Origin of the sequence: Marinobacter sp. DS40M6 (assembly GCF_028581595.1) — a bacterium.
Lineage (GTDB): Bacteria > Pseudomonadota > Gammaproteobacteria > Pseudomonadales > Oleiphilaceae > Marinobacter > Marinobacter salarius.
The window spans coordinates 199,397-216,853 of record NZ_JAFCAE010000007.1 but is presented as its reverse complement, the minus strand read 5'-3'; the positions used below and the strand labels follow the sequence as shown (position 1 = coordinate 216,853).

Annotated in this window: 14 protein-coding genes; 10 read left to right on the top strand and 4 right to left on the bottom strand. The window is 57.5% G+C overall.

Translation table 11 applies throughout. From position 1 onward, the window contains the following. The first annotated feature begins 48 nt into the window (after positions 1-48). Positions 49-222, top strand: coding sequence for a DUF6435 family protein (locus JJO78_RS17750; RefSeq protein WP_269399793.1), 174 nt, complete (start codon positions 49-51; stop codon positions 220-222). A 46-nt stretch (positions 223-268) separates the two neighbouring features. After that, positions 269-1,051 (top strand): substrate-binding periplasmic protein, encoded by a 783-nt coding sequence (locus JJO78_RS17745; protein WP_269399702.1) that lies wholly within the window; start codon positions 269-271, stop codon positions 1,049-1,051. A gap of 139 nt (positions 1,052-1,190) precedes the next feature. On the opposite strand, the gene fba is transcribed toward JJO78_RS17745, so the two are convergent. From fba to tkt, 4 genes are all read right to left on the bottom strand, one after another. Further along, entirely contained in the window at positions 1,191-2,255 is a 1,065-nt protein-coding gene (fba, locus tag JJO78_RS17740) for a class II fructose-bisphosphate aldolase (RefSeq protein ID WP_085679317.1), read from the bottom strand. Between the two features lie 188 nt (positions 2,256-2,443). Then, positions 2,444-3,604 (bottom strand): phosphoglycerate kinase, encoded by a 1,161-nt coding sequence (locus tag JJO78_RS17735; protein WP_126811689.1) that lies wholly within the window; start codon positions 3,602-3,604, stop codon positions 2,444-2,446. Between the two features lie 27 nt (positions 3,605-3,631). Further along, entirely contained in the window at positions 3,632-4,660 is a 1,029-nt protein-coding gene (gap, locus tag JJO78_RS17730) for a type I glyceraldehyde-3-phosphate dehydrogenase (protein WP_269399703.1), read from the bottom strand. Continuing rightward, positions 4,660-6,660 carry a transketolase gene (tkt, locus tag JJO78_RS17725; protein ID WP_075194436.1) on the bottom strand — a complete coding sequence of 667 codons (2,001 nt, stop codon included), beginning with the start codon at positions 6,658-6,660 and terminating at the stop codon, positions 4,660-4,662. The genes gap and tkt overlap by 1 nt, the downstream gene beginning before the upstream one ends. A gap of 245 nt (positions 6,661-6,905) precedes the next feature. Between tkt and JJO78_RS17720 the strand changes: the two genes are divergently transcribed. The 8 genes from JJO78_RS17720 to JJO78_RS17685 form a co-directional block, all read left to right on the top strand. Then, entirely contained in the window at positions 6,906-7,907 is a 1,002-nt protein-coding gene (locus tag JJO78_RS17720) for a metalloregulator ArsR/SmtB family transcription factor (RefSeq protein WP_036208990.1), read from the top strand. Positions 7,908-8,055: 148 nt separating this feature from the next. Further along, positions 8,056-9,246 (top strand): methionine adenosyltransferase, encoded by a 1,191-nt coding sequence (gene metK, locus JJO78_RS17715; protein WP_007155656.1) that lies wholly within the window; start codon positions 8,056-8,058, stop codon positions 9,244-9,246. 57 nt (positions 9,247-9,303) lie between these two features. Further along, positions 9,304-10,698 carry an adenosylhomocysteinase gene (gene ahcY, locus JJO78_RS17710; RefSeq protein WP_143743763.1) on the top strand — a complete coding sequence of 465 codons (1,395 nt, stop codon included), beginning with the start codon at positions 9,304-9,306 and terminating at the stop codon, positions 10,696-10,698. Between the two features lie 12 nt (positions 10,699-10,710). Beyond that, entirely contained in the window at positions 10,711-11,580 is an 870-nt protein-coding gene (metF, locus tag JJO78_RS17705) for a methylenetetrahydrofolate reductase [NAD(P)H] (protein WP_143743762.1), read from the top strand. 207 nt (positions 11,581-11,787) lie between these two features. After that, positions 11,788-12,546, top strand: a complete 759-nt coding sequence (locus JJO78_RS17700; protein WP_075194435.1) for a transporter substrate-binding domain-containing protein — start codon at positions 11,788-11,790, stop codon at positions 12,544-12,546. A gap of 69 nt (positions 12,547-12,615) precedes the next feature. After that, entirely contained in the window at positions 12,616-13,287 is a 672-nt protein-coding gene (locus JJO78_RS17695; protein WP_041334074.1) for an amino acid ABC transporter permease, read from the top strand. Positions 13,288-13,300: 13 nt separating this feature from the next. After that, positions 13,301-14,047 (top strand): amino acid ABC transporter ATP-binding protein, encoded by a 747-nt coding sequence (locus tag JJO78_RS17690; RefSeq protein ID WP_036208977.1) that lies wholly within the window; start codon positions 13,301-13,303, stop codon positions 14,045-14,047. Between the two features lie 294 nt (positions 14,048-14,341). Beyond that, positions 14,342-17,457, top strand: a 3,116-nt coding sequence (locus tag JJO78_RS17685; protein ID WP_273624311.1) for an invasin domain 3-containing protein, incomplete at its 3' end; no start/stop codon positions are given.

The following is a 17,457-nucleotide window of genomic DNA, read 5'->3' as shown; positions in this document are numbered from 1 at the left end:
CCCAATTGGCGTAAGCTCCCAGACACATCAATGAAAACAGGTGAAAAAATGCTGGGATTCCTGAAGGGCGATCCAAAGAAGAAACTGCAGAAGGAATACGAAGCCAAGCTTCAGAAGGCGCTGCATGCCCAGCGCAATGGTGACTTACGTACCCATGGCACGTTGATGGAGGAGGCGGAGAAAATTTACGCAGAGATTGCAAAACTTTCCACCAAAGGATAAAACGTATTTTGCGGTAAATCGGTCTATATAGAAAACAGATGGCATCATGACCCATACATTACGGCGTTTCGTCAGATCCATACTGATGCCATTGCTTGCGGCTCTCAGCTTCCATTCTGCCGCTAACGATCAGCGTCAGCCCACCTACCGATTTTGCGAAGACCCTTGGCCCCCCTACACCGTCGGCGAAATCAGCATGCCACCCAAAGCCGGCATGGCCGTTGAACTGTTCGAGGAACTGGAACAACGCCTGGGCATGACGTTGCATCTCAGGCTTTTGCCCTGGAAACGCTGCCTCTTATGGGCTAAAGAAGGCAAATACGATGGCGTGATGTTGTTGACCCGCAATAAGGATCGATCCCGATATCTGAATTTCACCGTGGCGATCCACCAGGATGCCAACGTGGTCTGGGCTTTGAAGGACCGTACTTTTGAGCGAGACTTCCGAACATTCAAAGACTTTCAGGGCTTGAGGATAGGGCTGACGGAAGGATTCAACTATGGAGAGGCCTTTGACCAGGCAGTTGAGGAATACCGGCTGAAGGTTGACCCGGGCCCAACCATCCTGAGCAATTTGTTGAGGCTTGCTCTGGGGCGAATCGACGTCTTTTTTGTCAATCGGGTTGCCGGTGAATCGGCCATTGAAGACCGCCCGAACCTACGGAAAAAGCTCACTCACCACCGGGGGCCGTTCGAGGCGGTTCCATTCTTCATTGGTCTGTCAAAGTCGTCACCGATCGGGGAAGAGGTTGCTCGCTTCGATGAGGCACTGGAGGACATGAAACAGGACGGAACCATCAACCGGATTTTTGGAGCCGATAGCCACTGAGAGACTGCTCAGAAATGTGGAGCGCCGGGGATGGCGCTACCAAGCCCTAGATGGAGGTATTTAAGGGCGTTTTCTGAACAGTCTCTGCCACCGCTGCACGCCCGCCATGTCAGCGGGCTACAGAGGCAAACCCCAGGGCTTATCGAACCTTGGGATCCAGCTCACCAGAAGCATACCGCTCAAACATGCGTTCAAGGTTAACCGGTTTGATCTTGCTGGCGTTGCCGGCTGTGCCGAAGGCTTCGTAGCGGGCGACGCAGACTTCCGTCATCGCCTTCATGGTTTCTTTCAGGAATTTACGCGGGTCGAATTCGGCCGGGTTCTGGGCCAGGAAACGACGGGTTGCGCCGGTGCTGGCCAGGCGCAGGTCGGTGTCGATGTTGACCTTGCGAACACCGTGCTTGATGCCTTCAACGATTTCCTCAACCGGCACACCGTAGGTTTCCGGGATTTCACCGCCGTATTCGTTGATGATCTTCAGCCACTCCTGGGGCACGGAGCTGGAGCCGTGCATGACCAGGTGGGTGTCCGGGATGCGGGCATGGATCTTTTTAATCTGCTCGATGGCCAGGATGTCACCGGTCGGCGGACGGGTGAACTTGTAAGCACCGTGGCTGGTTCCGATGGCTATGGCCAGGGCGTCCACGTGGGTTTTCTTGACGAAATCCGCCGCTTCTTCCGGATCGGTCAGCATCTGGCTGTGATCCAGGGTGCCTTCTGCGCCAATGCCGTCTTCTTCGCCGGCCTGCCCGGTTTCCAAGGAGCCCAGGCAGCCGAGCTCGCCTTCCACGGACACGCCACAGGCGTGGGCCATTTCCACAGTGCGGCGGGTGACGTCGACGTTGTACTCATAGTCGGTAGGAGTCTTACCGTCTTCACCCAGGGAGCCGTCCATCATTACGGAGCTGAAGCCTAACTGAATGGAGCGCTGACATACGGACGGGCTGGTGCCGTGATCCTGGTGCATAACCACCGGAATATGGGGAAACTCTTCAATGGCCGCCAGAATCAGGTGACGCAGGAAGGGGGCACCGGCGTATTTGCGGGCGCCGGCAGAGGCCTGAACAATCACCGGAGAGTCGGTCTTGTCGGCCGCCTCCATGATCGCGCGCATCTGCTCAAGGTTGTTCACGTTGTACGCCGGCACACCGTAACCATGCTCGGCGGCGTGGTCCAGCAGTTGCCGCATCGAAATCAGGGCCATTGGGGTTGTCTCCTTGGTTTATTAAACAATGTCTTTGGCAGACTTCTCTGGTTTGGAGTCTGCTTCGGAGGGCAGAGACACTCTCCCGGGACACGCTGTAAATACGTCCGTGTACGCTCGACAAAAACATCCCTGTTTTTGACGGTCCCGGGAGAGTGTCTCTGCCCTCCTTGCGATTCAAGCTTGTGCTATACGCCGCGCTCTTCAAGAACTGCGACAGCTGGCAACGTCTTTCCTTCCACAAATTCCAGGAAAGCACCGCCACCGGTGGAAATGTACGAGATTTTGTCACTCACACCGTACTTGTCAACGGCAGCAACGGTATCACCGCCGCCAGCCAGGGAGAAGGCGTCGCTTTCGGCGATGGCTTTCGCCAGGGACTGGGTGCCGTTGCTGAACTGATCAAATTCAAAAACACCAACCGGGCCGTTCCAGAGGATGGTTTTGGCGCTTTTTAGCAGCTCGGCGAACTGGCCAGCGGTTTCCGGGCCAACGTCGAGGATCATGTCATCATCGCTGACGTCGGAGATGTTCTTCGTGGTGGCGGTCGCGGTTTCGGCGAATTCGCTGGCAACCACAACATCCACAGGCAGCGGTATTTCAACGCGGGAGGCGATTTCCCGGGCCGTGTCGATCAGGTCGTGTTCACACAGGGATTTGCCGACCGGATGGCCAGCGGCCGCCAGGAAGGTGTTGGCGATGCCGCCACCGACGATGATGGAGTCGCAGACTTTTTCCAGGGCGTTGAGTACGTCCAGTTTGGTGGATACTTTGGAGCCGCCGACAATAGCAACCACGGGCTTGGCCGGGTTATCCAGGGCTTTGCCGAGGGCTTCGAGCTCTGCTGCCAGCAGCGGGCCGGCGCAGGCTTCGGGCGCGAAGCGGGCAACACCATGGGTGGAGGCCTGGGCGCGGTGGGCGGTGCCGAAGGCGTCCATCACGTAGACATCGCACAGGGCTGCGTACTTTTTGGAAAGCTCTTCGTCGTCTTTCTTCTCGCCCTTGTTGAAGCGGACGTTTTCGAAAAGGACGACTTCGCCGTCGGCTACATCAACGCCCTCGAGGTAATCGGTGATCAGGCGAACTTCCTGACCCAGTACCTTGCTGAGGTGGTCTGCCACCGGTTTCATGGAAGAGGCTTCGTCGTAAACGCCTTCTTCCGGGCGGCCGAGGTGGGACATCAGCATGACCTTTGCGCCTGCGTCCTTCGCCGCCTTAATCGTCGGCAGCGAGGCACGGATGCGAGCGTCGCTGGACACTTCACCATTTTTTACCGGTACGTTGAGGTCTTCACGAATCAGTACCCGCTTACCGGCGAGATCCAGATCGGTCATTCTCTTGATAGTCATCGTTGTTCATCCCCTGATCAAAATGTGTCAGTGGCTGGAGAGCCAGTGTTTGCTGACGTCCAGCATCCGATTTGCGAACCCCCACTCGTTATCAAACCAGCACAGCACCTTCACCATGGTGCCGCCGGTTACGCGCGTCTGGCCTCCGTCGACGATGCCGGAGTGGGCGTCGTGATTAAAATCGGAGCTGGCCAGAAGCTCATCGGTGTAGCCCAGAATGTGTTTCAGCGGGCCATGGGCGGCGTTTTTTAGTAAGTTGTTCACCGCCTCCACCGAGGTGTTTTCTCTGACATTCACCACCATGTCGATTGCCGACACGTTCATGGTGGGCACCCGCATGGCCACCGAGCTGAACTTGCCTTCCATGTGAGGCAGCAAGCGCTCAATGCCCTTCGCAAGGCCTGTGTCGACCGGAACAATGTTGTGCAGGGCGCTGCGGGTTCGGCGCAGGTCCTGATGGTGGTAGGCGTCGATCACCGGCTGGTCATTCATGGCCGCATGAATAGTGGTTGTCGTGCCGTGCTCCACCCCCAATGCTTCATCAAGTACCTGGATAACCGGTACCAGGCAATTGGTGGTGCAGGAGGCAGCAGCCACGATACGGTCAGACTCGGCCAGTTGGTCCTGATTCACGCCATAAACAATGGTGCGATCCACATCGGATTCCGCCGGTTGTGAGAACAGCAGGCGTTCAGCACCAGCCTTCAGGTGTTGCTCGGCCGTCGCACGGTCGGTGAAAGCACCGGAGCACTCCAGCACCAGATCAATGCCCAGCTCGTCCCAGGGCAGCTCCGATACTTCGGCGCAACGGACGACGCGAATACGGTCCCCGTTTACCAGCAGGGAATCTCCCTCAACGTTTATCTCACCCTGGAATCGACCATGGGTGGAGTCGTAGCGGGTGAGATGGGCAATGGTATCGATGTCCGCCAGCTCGTTAATCGCGACCACCTGAAGGTGATCGCGAAAACGATTCTCGTAGAGTGCACGCAAGACGCACTGGCCGATACGGCCGTATCCATTGATGGCGATGCGATACGGTGCAGCGGTGCTCATCAGGCTTCCAGCAGCTCCCCGGCCACGGCGATGATGTTGTCCACCGTAAAGCCGAATTCCTTGAACAGCTCACCAGCAGGCGCTGACTCGCCGAAGGTGCTCATGCCCACCACGCGGCCGTCCAGGCCAACGTACTTGTACCAGTAATCTTCAATAGCGGCCTCGACGGCGACCCGGTTGGTCACTTCGAGCGGCAGCACTTCCTGCTTATAGGCGGCGCTCTGGGCGTCGAAGGTGTCGGTGGATGGCATGGACACCACGCGAACTTTGTTACCCTTCTGGCGCAGCGCTTCGGCTGCGTCCTGAGCCAGCCCCACTTCACCACCAGTGGCGATGAGGATCAGGTCCGGCGTGCCCTCGCTGTCTGACAGGATGTAGCCACCCTTGGCGATGTTGGCCAGTTGCTCGGCATCACGCTGCTGGTGCGGCAGTCCCTGACGGGAGAAGACCAGCGCAGTCGGGCCATCGACACGCTCCAGGGCAGCTTTCCAGGCGACCGCTGACTCAACGGCATCCGCCGGGCGCCAGGTGCTCATATTAGGCGTGGTGCGCAGGCTCGCCAACTGCTCGATGGGCTGATGCGTAGGACCATCTTCGCCCAGACCAATGGAGTCGTGGGTGAACACATAGATGGTGCGCTGTTTCATCAACGCGGCCATGCGCACGGCGTTACGGCAGTACTCCATAAAGATCAGGAAGGTAGCGCCGTAAGGTACGAAGCCGCCATGCAGGGCGACGCCGTTCATAATGGCTGCCATGCCGAATTCGCGAACACCGTAGTAAACGTAGTTACCGCTGGCGTCTTCTTTGGTCAGTGGCTTGCTGCCATTCCAGATAGTGAGGTTGGAGCCTGCCAGGTCGGCAGAGCCACCCAGCAATTCCGGCAGCATCGGGCCATAGGCGTTCAGGGTGTTCTGGGACGCCTTGCGGCTGGCAACAGTTTCGCCTTTGTCCTGGCACTCTTGAATATACGCCTGGGCCTTCTCGGAGAAGTCCGCCGGCAGTTCTCCGGCCATACGACGCTTGAGCTCAGCGGCCAGTTCCGGTTCCGCCTTTTCGTAGGCGGCAAATGCCTGCTCCCACTCGGTCTGTGCGGCGGCGCCTTTTTCACGGGCATCCCAGGCACCGTATACTTCCGACGGGATCTCGAAAGCACCGTGGTTCCAACCCAGCTTCTCGCGGGTCAGTGCAATTTCGTCCTCACCCAGCGCAGCGCCGTGACAGGCTTCGGTGCCTTGCTTGTTGGGGGAACCAAAACCAATGATGGTCTTGCAGCAAATCAGTGTGGGCTGAGTTGTGTTCGCCCGGCCGGCCTCAATCGCAGCGCGAACGGCCTCCGGGTTATGGCCATCAACCTCGGGAATGACCTGCCAGCCATAAGCTTCGAAACGCCTGGGCGTGTCGTCGGTAAACCAGCCGTCCACTTCACCGTCGATGGAGATGCCATTGTCGTCGTAGAACATGATCAGCTTGCCAAGGCCCAATGTGCCGGCCAGGGAAGACACCTCGTGGGAGATGCCTTCCATCAGGCAGCCATCGCCCAGGAAGGCGTAGGTGTAGTGATCAACAACATTGTGGCCAGGGCGGTTGAACTGCTCAGCCAGGGTTTTCTCCGCCAGCGCAAAGCCGACCGCATTGGCAATGCCCTGCCCGAGCGGCCCCGTGGTGGTTTCAACGCCCGGTGTATAACCGTACTCAGGGTGGCCCGGGGTTTTGGAGTGCAGTTGACGGAAGTTCTTGATGTCGTCGATGGAGACGTCATAGCCGCTCAGGTGCAGCAGGGAATACTGCAGCATGGAGCCATGGCCGTTGGACAGCACAAACCGGTCACGGTTAGCCCACTGGGGGTTGGCCGGGTTGTGGCTAAGGAAATCGTTCCAGAGGACCTCGGCGATGTCCGCCATACCCATGGGCGCGCCCGGATGGCCGGATTTGGCTTTCTGAACCGCATCCATGCTCAGCGCGCGAATGGCGTTGGCGAGATCTGTGCGAGACGGCATTGACGTTTCTCCAGTTTTTGGTCGGCAAAAGGTGAACGGTTAAAAAGAAGGCGCGTATTTTCGCCGATTAGTGACCACCGGGGCAAATCGGCGACACTCTTTTTATAGAAGTTTTACGGATGTTTTCAACGCCGGAATTTCTGCACAGAAATTTTATCTGATTTTTCAAACAGATCTAAATCTATATCAATTTATTTTGATATAGATGTTGATTGCCCGGAAAGACATGCCTACACTTCTTTCCCATGACATCCATGACCACACCTGCAACTGACCTGTCCTCCGTGGACGCCCTGGCACCGATCTTCAAAGCGAGCGGTGACCCGTTGCGCCTGGAGATTCTGCGGGTGTTGCGTCGGGACACCTTCGGTGTACTGGAGCTGAGCCAGCTCTTCGAGATGCGCCAGTCGGGCATGAGTCATCATTTGAAGGTGATGCACAAGGCAGGACTGCTGGAACCCCAGAGGGAAGGCAACGCCATTTTCTACCGGCGCCCCCTGAACCTCGAAAGCGACAAGCTGACGGACCAGACCATCCGCCAGGTTTTCCAGAGCGTGGACCGTATTCCGCTGCCGGAGCATCTGCAGGAAAAGATCGAAGCCATCCGCAATCAGCGCGCGGACCAGTCCCAGGCCTTCTTCTCCCGTTACGCCGAAAAATTCCGGGAGCAACAGGAACTCATTGCCGCGTTTGACCTCTACGCCGAACCGGTGGCGAACCTGATTCGTAATCGTTCCGAGCGTCATGACTGGAAAACGGCCCTGGAAATCGGTCCCGGTGAAGGTGCATTCCTGCCAGTGCTCTCGAAGATCTGCAGGCACGTGGTGGCACTGGATAACTCCCGCGACATGCTGGCCAAGGCCACCCGTACCTGCATTGAAGAACGTCTGAACAATGTCGATCTGATTGAAGGTGTCACCGACAACCTTTTGGCTCGTGGTGACGATTTTGATCTGGTGGTGGCCAACATGGTCCTACACCACGTACCCAGCCCCGCGGACATTTTTCTCGATGCCTCGGCATTGATGAACACCGGAGGTTGCCTGTTCGTCAGCGATCTGTGCAGCCATGACCAGGATTGGGCGAAGGAAGCCTGCGGCGATCTGTGGCTGGGCTTTGAACCGGAAGAGCTTACCAGTTGGGCCACCGATGCAGGCCTGGTTGCTGGTGAGTCGCTGTTCATCGGGCTGAGAAACGGCTTCCAGGTGCAGGTGAGAGAATTCTGGAAAACCGCAGAGTCCACATAGGACAGAAATAAAAACTGTATCAATTTTTTTTGATATAGAAATATGCAGACTCTGAAAACTGATTTACGATACCAACATCAAAACTGCCGGCCCCACTCAAAAATCCATTGCCGGCCCGAATTTGCAACGCTCACAGAGGAGCAACCCTATGTCTGACTACAGCGTCTTTACCTCCGAATCGGTCTCTGAAGGCCACCCTGATAAATTGGCTGACCAGATTTCCGATGCCGTCCTCGACGCCATTCTGGTTGACGACCCCCATGCCCGGGTTGCGTGCGAAACCATGGTAAAGACCGGGGTCGCTATCGTCGGTGGTGAAATCACGACCAGCGCCTGGGTGGATCTGGAAGATCTGGTGCGCGGCGTGATCAAGGACATCGGCTACACCTCCTCTACCGTGGGCTACGACGGTGACACCTGCGGCATTATCAACATCATCGGCAAGCAGTCCGTGGACATTGCCCAGGGTGTTGACCGCCAGAAGCCGGAAGACCAGGGCGCCGGCGACCAGGGCCTGATGTTCGGCTACGCCAGCAACGAAACCGACGTGCTGATGCCGGCCCCAATCACTTTCTCTCACCGTCTGGTACAACGCCAGGCAGAAGCCCGCAAGAGCGGCTTGCTGCCATGGCTGCGCCCCGATGCGAAAAGCCAGGTCACCTGCCGCTATGAAAACGGCAAGGTCACCGGCATCGACGCCATTGTTCTGTCCACCCAGCACGACGAAGACGTGTCCCAGGCAGATCTGAAAGAAGCCGTCATGGAACTGATCGTCAAGCACGCTCTGCCGGCGGAGTTGCTGCACAAGGATACCCAGTTCCACATCAACCCGACTGGCAAGTTCGTGATCGGCGGCCCTGTGGGCGACTGCGGCCTGACCGGTCGCAAGATCATCGTCGACACCTACGGCGGCATGGCCCGTCACGGCGGCGGCGCCTTCTCCGGCAAGGACCCCTCGAAGGTCGACCGTTCCGCGGCCTATGCCGGCCGTTACGTCGCCAAGAATATTGTCGCTGCTGGCCTGGCTGAGAAATGCGAGATCCAAGTGTCCTACGCCATCGGCGTGGCGCAGCCAACGTCCATTTCCCTGAATACCTTCGGCACCGGGAAGATCAGCGACGACAAGATCATCAAGCTGGTCCGCGAGCACTTCGACCTGCGCCCGTATGCAATTACCAACATGCTGGACCTGCTGCACCCGATGTATCGGGCCACCGCGGCCTACGGCCACTTTGGTCGCGAGCCTGTTGAGATGACCGTTGGCGGTAAGACGTTTACGTCCTTCCCATGGGAGAAGACGGATCGGGCCGACCTGTTGAAGGATGCCGCTGGTATTTGATTTGAAGACCGGTCGTACACACGACCATCACCACTATTTATACGACGGGAGAACACCATGAGCACTCCGGCAGAAAAACTGAAGCAATTCGATGATTACAAAGTTCGCGATATCTCTCTCGCGGGCTGGGGCCGTAAGGAAATCAACATCGCCGAAGGCGAAATGCCTGCGCTGATGGCCCTGCGTGAGAAATACAAAACCGAGCAGCCGCTGAAAGGCGCCAACATCATGGGCTGCATTCACATGACCATCCAGACCGCCGTGCTGATCGAAACACTGGTTGAGCTGGGCGCCACAGTGCGCTGGTCATCTTGCAACATCTTCTCGACCCAGGATCAGGCAGCCGCCGCTATTGCCGAGAGTGGTGTCCCTGTTTTCGCCTGGAAAGGTGAGACCGACGAGGAATACGACTGGTGCCTCGAGCGTACCGTTGGTGCCGACGTGGACGGCTGGGAACCCAACATGATTCTGGACGACGGCGGCGACCTGACGGCCCTGCTCCATGAAAAGTATCCGGAGATTCTGGCTAACTGCCACGGTGTCACCGAGGAAACCACCACCGGTGTACACCGCCTGCAGGAAATGCTGCGGGACGGCAAGTTGAAAGTGCCGGCCATCAACGTCAACGACGCAGTGACCAAGTCCAAGAACGACAACAAGTACGGCTGCCGCCACAGCCTGAACGACGCCATCAAGCGCGCCACCGACCACCTGCTGGCCGGCAAGAAAGCGCTGGTCATCGGCTACGGCGATGTGGGCAAGGGTTCTGCTGCGTCCCTGCGTCAGGAAGGCATGATCGTGAAGGTTACCGAAGCCGACCCGATCTGCGCCATGCAGGCCTGCATGGACGGTTTCGAAGTGGTGTCGCCGTACCTCGATGGTGTCAACACCGGCACTGAAGCAGGCGTGGACAAGGCACTGCTGCAGAACACCGACCTGCTGGTCACCACCACCGGCAACATGAACGTGTGTGATGCCAACATGCTCAAGGCGATCAAGAGCGGCGCCGTGGTGTGTAACATCGGCCACTTCGACAACGAAATCGACACCGCCTACATGCGCAAGAACTGGGAGTGGGACGAGGTCAAACCGCAGGTGCACGTGGTGTATCGCGACAAGGCCGCCAACGACCATCTGATCCTGCTGTCCGAAGGCCGCCTGGTTAACCTGGGTAACGCCACCGGTCACCCGTCACGGATCATGGACGGTTCCTTCGCCAACCAGGTGCTGGCACAGATGTACCTGTTCGAGCGCAAGTTTGCCGACCTTCCGGAAGAGGCCCGCGAAAAGGGTATCTATGTTCAGGTTCTGCCCAAGCATCTGGACGAGGAAGTGGCCCGCGCCATGGTGGAAGGCTTTGGTGGCGTGATCACCAAGATGACACCTGAGCAGGCGAAGTATATTGGCGTACCGGTCGAAGGCCCGTACAAGCCGGAAAGTTACAAGTACTGATCAGGTAGCAGCATGGAAACCCAGAAACAGTTCAAACGCCGCTTCAGCTTTGAGTTTTTCCCGCCCAAGACCGACAAGGGTTGGGAAAAGCTGCAGGGCGTGCGCAATACGCTGGCCGAGGTTGACCCGGATTTCTTCTCGGTCACCTTCGGTGCCGGCGGCTCCACCCGGGACCGCACTGTGCAGACGGTGCTGGACCTTCACAAACGGGGCGTGTCCACCGCACCGCATCTGTCCTGCGTGGGCGCCACCCGCGACAGCATTGCGGAACTGCTGGATGTCTATCGCGACAACGGCATCAACCGCATCGTCGCCCTGCGTGGCGACATGCCGTCAGGCATGGGCGCCGCCGGTGAACTGCGGTACGCCAATGAGCTGGTCAGCTTTATCCGCGAGTACAGCGGCGATACCTTCAATATTGAAGTAGCGGCCTACCCGGAGTTCCACCCCCAGGCCCGCACCGCGGAAGACGACCTGAAGAACTTCGCCCGCAAGGTTGAAGCAGGCGCCAACAGCGCCATCACCCAGTACTTCTTCAACGCGGACAGCTACTTCTACTTTATCGACCGTCTGGAGAAGATGGGCGTTACCATTCCGGTGGTGCCGGGCATTATGCCCATCGTCAACTTCTCCAACCTGACCCGCTTCTCGGACATGTGCGGTGCGGAGATCCCCCGCTGGATCCGCAAGCAGCTGGAAGCCTACGGCGACGACAGCGACAGCATCCGCAAGTTTGGTGAGGAAGTGATCACCGAAATGTGCGCGAAACTGCTTGCCGCCGGGGCGCCCGGGCTTCACTTCTATACCCTGAACCAGGCGGAACCGAGCCTGAGTATCTGGAAAAACCTGGGGATTGGCGAGCGGGAGAAGATTGCGTTTTAAGTTTCGCTGCTCTCCCCAAACCCTCTCCCTCCACGGGAGAGGGCTCCCCTCCAACCATTTGATTTTCTGCATTTCTCCGCCTGATGGTCTAAAGTGTAAGGGTTGCAGTTCCACAAACCGCCCCCGGAAAGAACAGGCTTGATCAGCCCGCATTTCTGGAGCACTCCACCGGGTGCACGGGCAACAAAAGTAAAAACAGGAGATTGTATGAGCACCAAATGGCTTAAGACGGTTGGCGCAACACTGGCACTTACCGTTGCCGCAGGCACTGCCAGCGCAGAGACCCTGCGCGTCGTCACCGACCCCAGCTTCGTGCCGTTCGAAATGATGGACCAGGAGACCGGCGAGATGATCGGTTTCGACATGGAGATCATCCGCGAAGTGGCAGACCGTGCCGGCTTTGAGATCGACCTGAACACCATGGACTTTAACGGCATCATCCCTGCCCTGCAGACGGGCAACGTGGACATCGCCATTGCCGGGATCACCATCACCGAAGAACGTGAGGAAATCGTTGATTTCTCCGATCCGTATTACGACTCCGGCCTGCGCATCCTGGTGCGCCAGGACAATGGAAAAGTCGAGGAAATTTCAGATCTCGAAGGTGTGAAGATCGGCACCAAGATCGGCAGCACCAGCTACGACTACCTGATGAAAACGCTGGACGAAAATGACGGCGTAACGCCCTACCCAGGCAGTTCAGACATGTACATGGCGCTTATGTCAGGCGCCGTTGACGCCGTTTTCTACGATGCGCCCAACGTTGGCTACTTCGCCAGCACCCGTGGTGAAGGCAAAGTTAAAACCGTTGGCAAGCTGTACGAAGGCCAGCAGTACGGCATCGCCCTGAAAAACGGCAGTGAGTGGGTGGATGACGTTAACGAAGCCCTGGCTTCCATCAAGGAAGACGGCACCTACAAGAAAATCTACGAGAAGTGGTTCGGCCCCATGCCGGAAGACATGTAAAACTGAAAACCACAGCCGGGGTGCACAACACCCCGGCTGGTAACTCCCCATCCAACGGAGACATCCACTGTGGAATTCCAGTTTCAGTTTGACTGGCAGGCAGCCATCAACGCCGTTCCTTATTTGCTCAAAGGTATTCCCTATACCCTGCTTATTTCTTTTGGCGGCCTCGCCATTGGTTTTGTGCTGGGCATTATTTTCGGCCTGCTGAGCATCAACAAAAAATGGTTTTTTCGCTGGCCCGCAACCGCGTACATCGAAATTTTCCGCGGCACCCCCATTCTCGTGCAGGTGCTTTTTATCTTTTACGGTCTGCCCGATCTGGTTGGCGGCCCGATTGACCCGCTGACCGCCGGTATCGCCGCCATTGCCCTGAACTCCGGCGCCTATATTTCCGAAGTGGTCCGGGGCGGCGTGCAATCCATCGACAAGGGCCAGACCGAAGCCGGCCTGTCGCTGGGCCTGTCGCGCTCCCAGACCTTCTGGTCGATTATCTGGCCCCAGGCCTTCCGCCGCATGATTCCGCCCTTGGGCAATCAGGCGATCGTGAGCATCAAGGACACATCACTGTTCTCGGTCATCGGTGTGGGCGAGCTGGTTCGCCAGGGCCAGGTGTACATCGCTAACACCTTTACTGCCTTCGAGGTCTACTTCGTGGTGGCGATCATGTACCTCGCGATTACCCTCTCCCTCTCACTCGTGCTCCGCCTGATAGAGCGGCGCGGACTGGCTTCTGTCTGAAGGATAGGTACCCATGACACAGATCGTGCAAATGCAGGGCATGAACAAGTACTTCGGTACCCTGCATGTCCTCAAGGAAATTGACCTGACCGTTGAAGCCGGCGAAGTGGTGGTGGTTATCGGCGCCAGTGGCTCCGGCAAATCCACCCTCATCCGCTGCGTTAACGGCCTGGAAGAGTTCGAGTCCGGCAAGCTGGTGGTGGACGGTAACGAGCTTGCCCCGAAGAGTGGCAACCCGAAAGCCCTGGCTGAAATCCGCAAGGAAGTCGGCATGGTGTTCCAGCAGTTCAACCTGTTCCCGCACCTGACGGTGAAAAAGAACATCATGCTCGCGCCCCGAAAGGTCAAGGATGCCCCCGAAACTGTCGCCAACGCTACGGCGGAGAGACTGTTGAACCGCGTCGGTATCGGCAGCCAGGCTGACAAGTTTCCCAGCCAGCTCTCGGGCGGCCAGCAGCAGCGCGTAGCCATTGCCCGCGCACTGGCCATGGAACCCCGGCTGATGCTGTTCGACGAACCCACCTCCGCGCTGGACCCGGAAATGATCGGCGAAGTGCTGGACGTGATGCGAGAGTTGGCCAAGGAAGGTATGACCATGATGGTGGTCACCCACGAAATGGGCTTCGCCCGGGAAGTGGCCGACCGCGTGATCTACATTCACGAAGGCCAGATTGTCGAGGAAGGCAAACCGGCGGATGTGTTCGACAATCCGCAGAATGAACGCACCCAGGCATTCCTGAGCCGGGTGTTGGCGCACTGACTTACGACGCAAGCCCCCGAAACCGGGGGCCTCAATCACTCAACCCGCTTTTTACACCAGCCTTAACAGTAGCAACCTACTCATAATTTCTCCTATACCCCCTCAAATAACCCTCTAAAAAAATTACATTTTTTAACAGTTCGAAGTGCAACTTTTCTGGGTTTATTAACGTTTATTAAGTCTAATAGCGGTGTTTGAAAAGTGATCAACGGAGTTGTATGCGCGGATCGTTTTCTACCACCTATGAGCCTTCGATGAAGAGCTTTATACGATAAAAAATGGAGGGGGATTCCCGTGTCATCAAACCAAGGATGCCGTTTTCCGGCGATCATTTTCAGGCTTTTGCTGTGTCTCCTGGTTTTTCAGGTAAGTGCGCAAGCATTTGCCGGTGAAACCTATTACACCGACACAGACAACGAAGACAATGCAGGCTCCGGCTCTGCCGATGGCGACATGGACGTAAGACTTGGCAATAACACCGCCAATTACCCCAACTACCCCATTGAATTCAATATCGATGTTACCGGCGCGCTGCCAGCCACCAGTGCTGTTCTGACCATCAACGCCAACGACGTTGACGAAGAGGCGGGGGAGATCGACACCGTTTTTCTGAATGGCGTTGAGATCGGGACACTGTCCGGCGAAAACGGCATCGACAACACTACGCGGTTCTCCGTTGATCCGGGCCTTATCCAGCCGGGCAACAACCTCCTGAGAATCGAAATCAGTGATGGTTGGCTGCTAACCGTCTACTGGGGCCAGTTGCTGATCGACGGTGGCTCGGAAGAGGATGCCGACACTACGGCATTCAGCATCACCAATTACGGTATTGCCGGCTCCACAGTCACCATGGATGTCGATGCGGTTATAGACATCAACACCACCGGCGACTATCGCGTGGAACTGAACGTGATTGATCCGGACGGGAACAACATTGGTGTTCTCTCCGAAGACTTTTCCGCAACGGCTGGAGAAACCCTGACCAAATCCTACAGCCCGACATACCAGATCGACGAGCAAAGCGGCACCTACACCATCGAAGCGCTGCTGTTCTATGACGATGGCGGCTTCCCTGTCCAGCAGGACTTCAATTCTGTCAGCTTCACCCATGTACAGAACGAGGGGCCGGAGCTACCGGGCACCGCAGAAGACTCAACATTGTCAGCCAACCCCGCTTCTATTGTCGCCGACGGCGTTTCCACGTCCACAGTCACGCTCCAGGCCAGGGACGTAGCAGGGAACAACACGTCGTTCAGTGGCCAGACCGTTACATTCTCAACCACCAGCGGTACCCTTGGCACCGTGACAGACAACGGTGATGGCACCTATTCTGCCATCCTGACATCCAGCACAACCGCGGGTAATGCAACGGTTACCGGCACTATTGACGGTGAATCTGTTGTCGATGACGCCACGGTTACCTTCACCCCGGGCCCGGCATCGGCGGCCAACACCACGCTGACGGCTGCGCCACTGTCGATTACCGCCGATGGCGTAACCACTTCTACCGTGACTGTCCAGGCAATCGATGCCAATGGCAATGCCCTCACCTCCGGTGGCGATGCCATAGTGCTAGCAACAACCGCGGGTACTCTGAGCAACGTCACCGACAACGGAGACGGTACCTATTCGGCGACGCTGACTTCGTCAACAACCGCTGAAACCGCATCAATTTCCGGCACGGTGAATGGCACCGACATAACCGACACTGCCAGTGTGGAATTTGTGCCAGGTGACGCCTCGGCAGCCACATCCACGATTACGGCTACCCCTTCTTCCATTACTGCTGATGGTACGTCCAACACCACGATTACGGTGCAAGCCAAGGATGCCAACGGCAACAACCTGACTGCAGGCGGTGACACTGTTTCCCTGAGCTCAAACGCCGGAACACTGTCCAACTTCGCAGACAATGGCGATGGCACCTATACGGCTCTGCTAACCTCATCCACGGTTAAAGGAACGGCCACAGTCAGCGGTACACTGAACGCAGCTTCGATCACCGATAGCGCCAGCGTCACCTTTGTTGCGGGGCCAGCCACAGCCGCCAACACGATCATTTCGGCTGCACCATCAACAATTACCGCGGACGGCACCACAACCTCTACTGTGACGGTTCAAGCCGTCGACGCAAACGGGAACAGCCTCGATTCGGGTGGAAACGCGGTTGTCCTCACCACCTCTTCAGGCAGTCTTGGCCCGGTAACCGACAACGCCGACGGTACCTACACAGCCACATTGACCTCGTCTACCGAGGCCGGAACAGCGCTGGTGAGAGGTACTCTCGATGCAGCACAGATCAGTGATACGGCCAGCGTGGAGTTTGTGCCCGGTGATGCCAATGGCAGTCAGAGCACTATCGCCACGTCATTGCCAACTCTGGTCGCAGACAGCAACACGCAGAGTGGCCTAACGGTTCAGGCCATCGATGAAAACGGCAATGCCCTGACCACCGGCGGTGACACCGTTACCCTGAGCGCAACGCTTGGCACCATTAGCAACGTGACGGACAACGGCGACGGCAGCTACAGCGCCACGTTCACCTCCGACAACACCACCGGCAGCTCCAACATCACCGGCACGATCAACGGCGTCGCCATCGGCAACACCGGTACGATCACTCTGGTTGAACGCCCCACTGTGGACAGCCTGCTGACCAACGACAGCACGCCCGAACTGACCGGTAGTGCAGTGGTATTTTCCGGTGCTTCGCTGACCGTGAGTGTCAACACCAGAAACTATACGGAAGGCGATGGCAATCTCACGCTGACCGGCAATAGCTGGACGCTTGTGATTCCTGCCAGCGCCGAGCTAAACGACGGGCAGTATGAGGTGGTGGCTACCGTCACCGACTCCGTTGGCCAGCAAAGCACCGACGTCACCGCCGACGAACTTACTGTCGACGTCACTTTGCCCACCGTATCGCTGGACAACACCGTAGGGCCGGACAGCACCACCACCCCGGCCTACACCGTGGCCGGCAGTTGTAGTGCGGTGAATGACAGCCTTGATCTCGATATCAGCAATGCCAGCACAACTCTCTCCCGGACAGGCATTGCCTGTGCCGATGACGGCAACGGTGGAGGTTCATTCTCGGTGGTGTTTGATACAACCGAGCTCGACGATGGCCCGATCTCCATTAACGCGATTATCCGTGACACGGCGACCAATCAGGCCACCGACCAGGTGAACCTTGTAAAAGACGTCTGTTCACCGGACGACACCGTCTCTCGCTGTGACGAGGATGAAGACGGAGTGCCCGATGGCTTTGAAATTGCGGCCGGCACAGATCCTTCGGTCGCCGACTCCGACGGCGACGGCATTCCGGATGCGGAGGAGTTCGGTGGTGACCTGTCGAACCCACGCGACAGTGACGGCGACGGCGTTATCGATGCGCTCGATACCGACAG

Excerpts from the sequence above, each read along its gene's own strand:
- JJO78_RS17750 (WP_269399793.1), top strand. The coding sequence starts at position 49 with ATGCTGGGATTCCTGAAGGGCGATCCAAAGAAGAAACTGCAGAAGGAA.
- JJO78_RS17745 (WP_269399702.1), top strand. The coding sequence starts at position 269 with ATGACCCATACATTACGGCGTTTCGTCAGATCCATACTGATGCCATTG.
- fba (WP_085679317.1), bottom strand. The coding sequence starts at position 2,255 with ATGGCCCTGATTTCGATGCGGCAACTGCTGGACCACGCCGCCGAGCAT.
- JJO78_RS17735 (WP_126811689.1), bottom strand. The coding sequence starts at position 3,604 with ATGACTATCAAGAGAATGACCGATCTGGATCTCGCCGGTAAGCGGGTA.
- gap (WP_269399703.1), bottom strand. The coding sequence starts at position 4,660 with ATGAGCACCGCTGCACCGTATCGCATCGCCATCAATGGATACGGCCGT.
- tkt (WP_075194436.1), bottom strand. The coding sequence starts at position 6,660 with ATGCCGTCTCGCACAGATCTCGCCAACGCCATTCGCGCGCTGAGCATG.
- JJO78_RS17720 (WP_036208990.1), top strand. The coding sequence starts at position 6,906 with ATGACATCCATGACCACACCTGCAACTGACCTGTCCTCCGTGGACGCC.
- metK (WP_007155656.1), top strand. The coding sequence starts at position 8,056 with ATGTCTGACTACAGCGTCTTTACCTCCGAATCGGTCTCTGAAGGCCAC.
- ahcY (WP_143743763.1), top strand. The coding sequence starts at position 9,304 with ATGAGCACTCCGGCAGAAAAACTGAAGCAATTCGATGATTACAAAGTT.
- metF (WP_143743762.1), top strand. The coding sequence starts at position 10,711 with ATGGAAACCCAGAAACAGTTCAAACGCCGCTTCAGCTTTGAGTTTTTC.
- JJO78_RS17700 (WP_075194435.1), top strand. The coding sequence starts at position 11,788 with ATGAGCACCAAATGGCTTAAGACGGTTGGCGCAACACTGGCACTTACC.
- JJO78_RS17690 (WP_036208977.1), top strand. The coding sequence starts at position 13,301 with ATGACACAGATCGTGCAAATGCAGGGCATGAACAAGTACTTCGGTACC.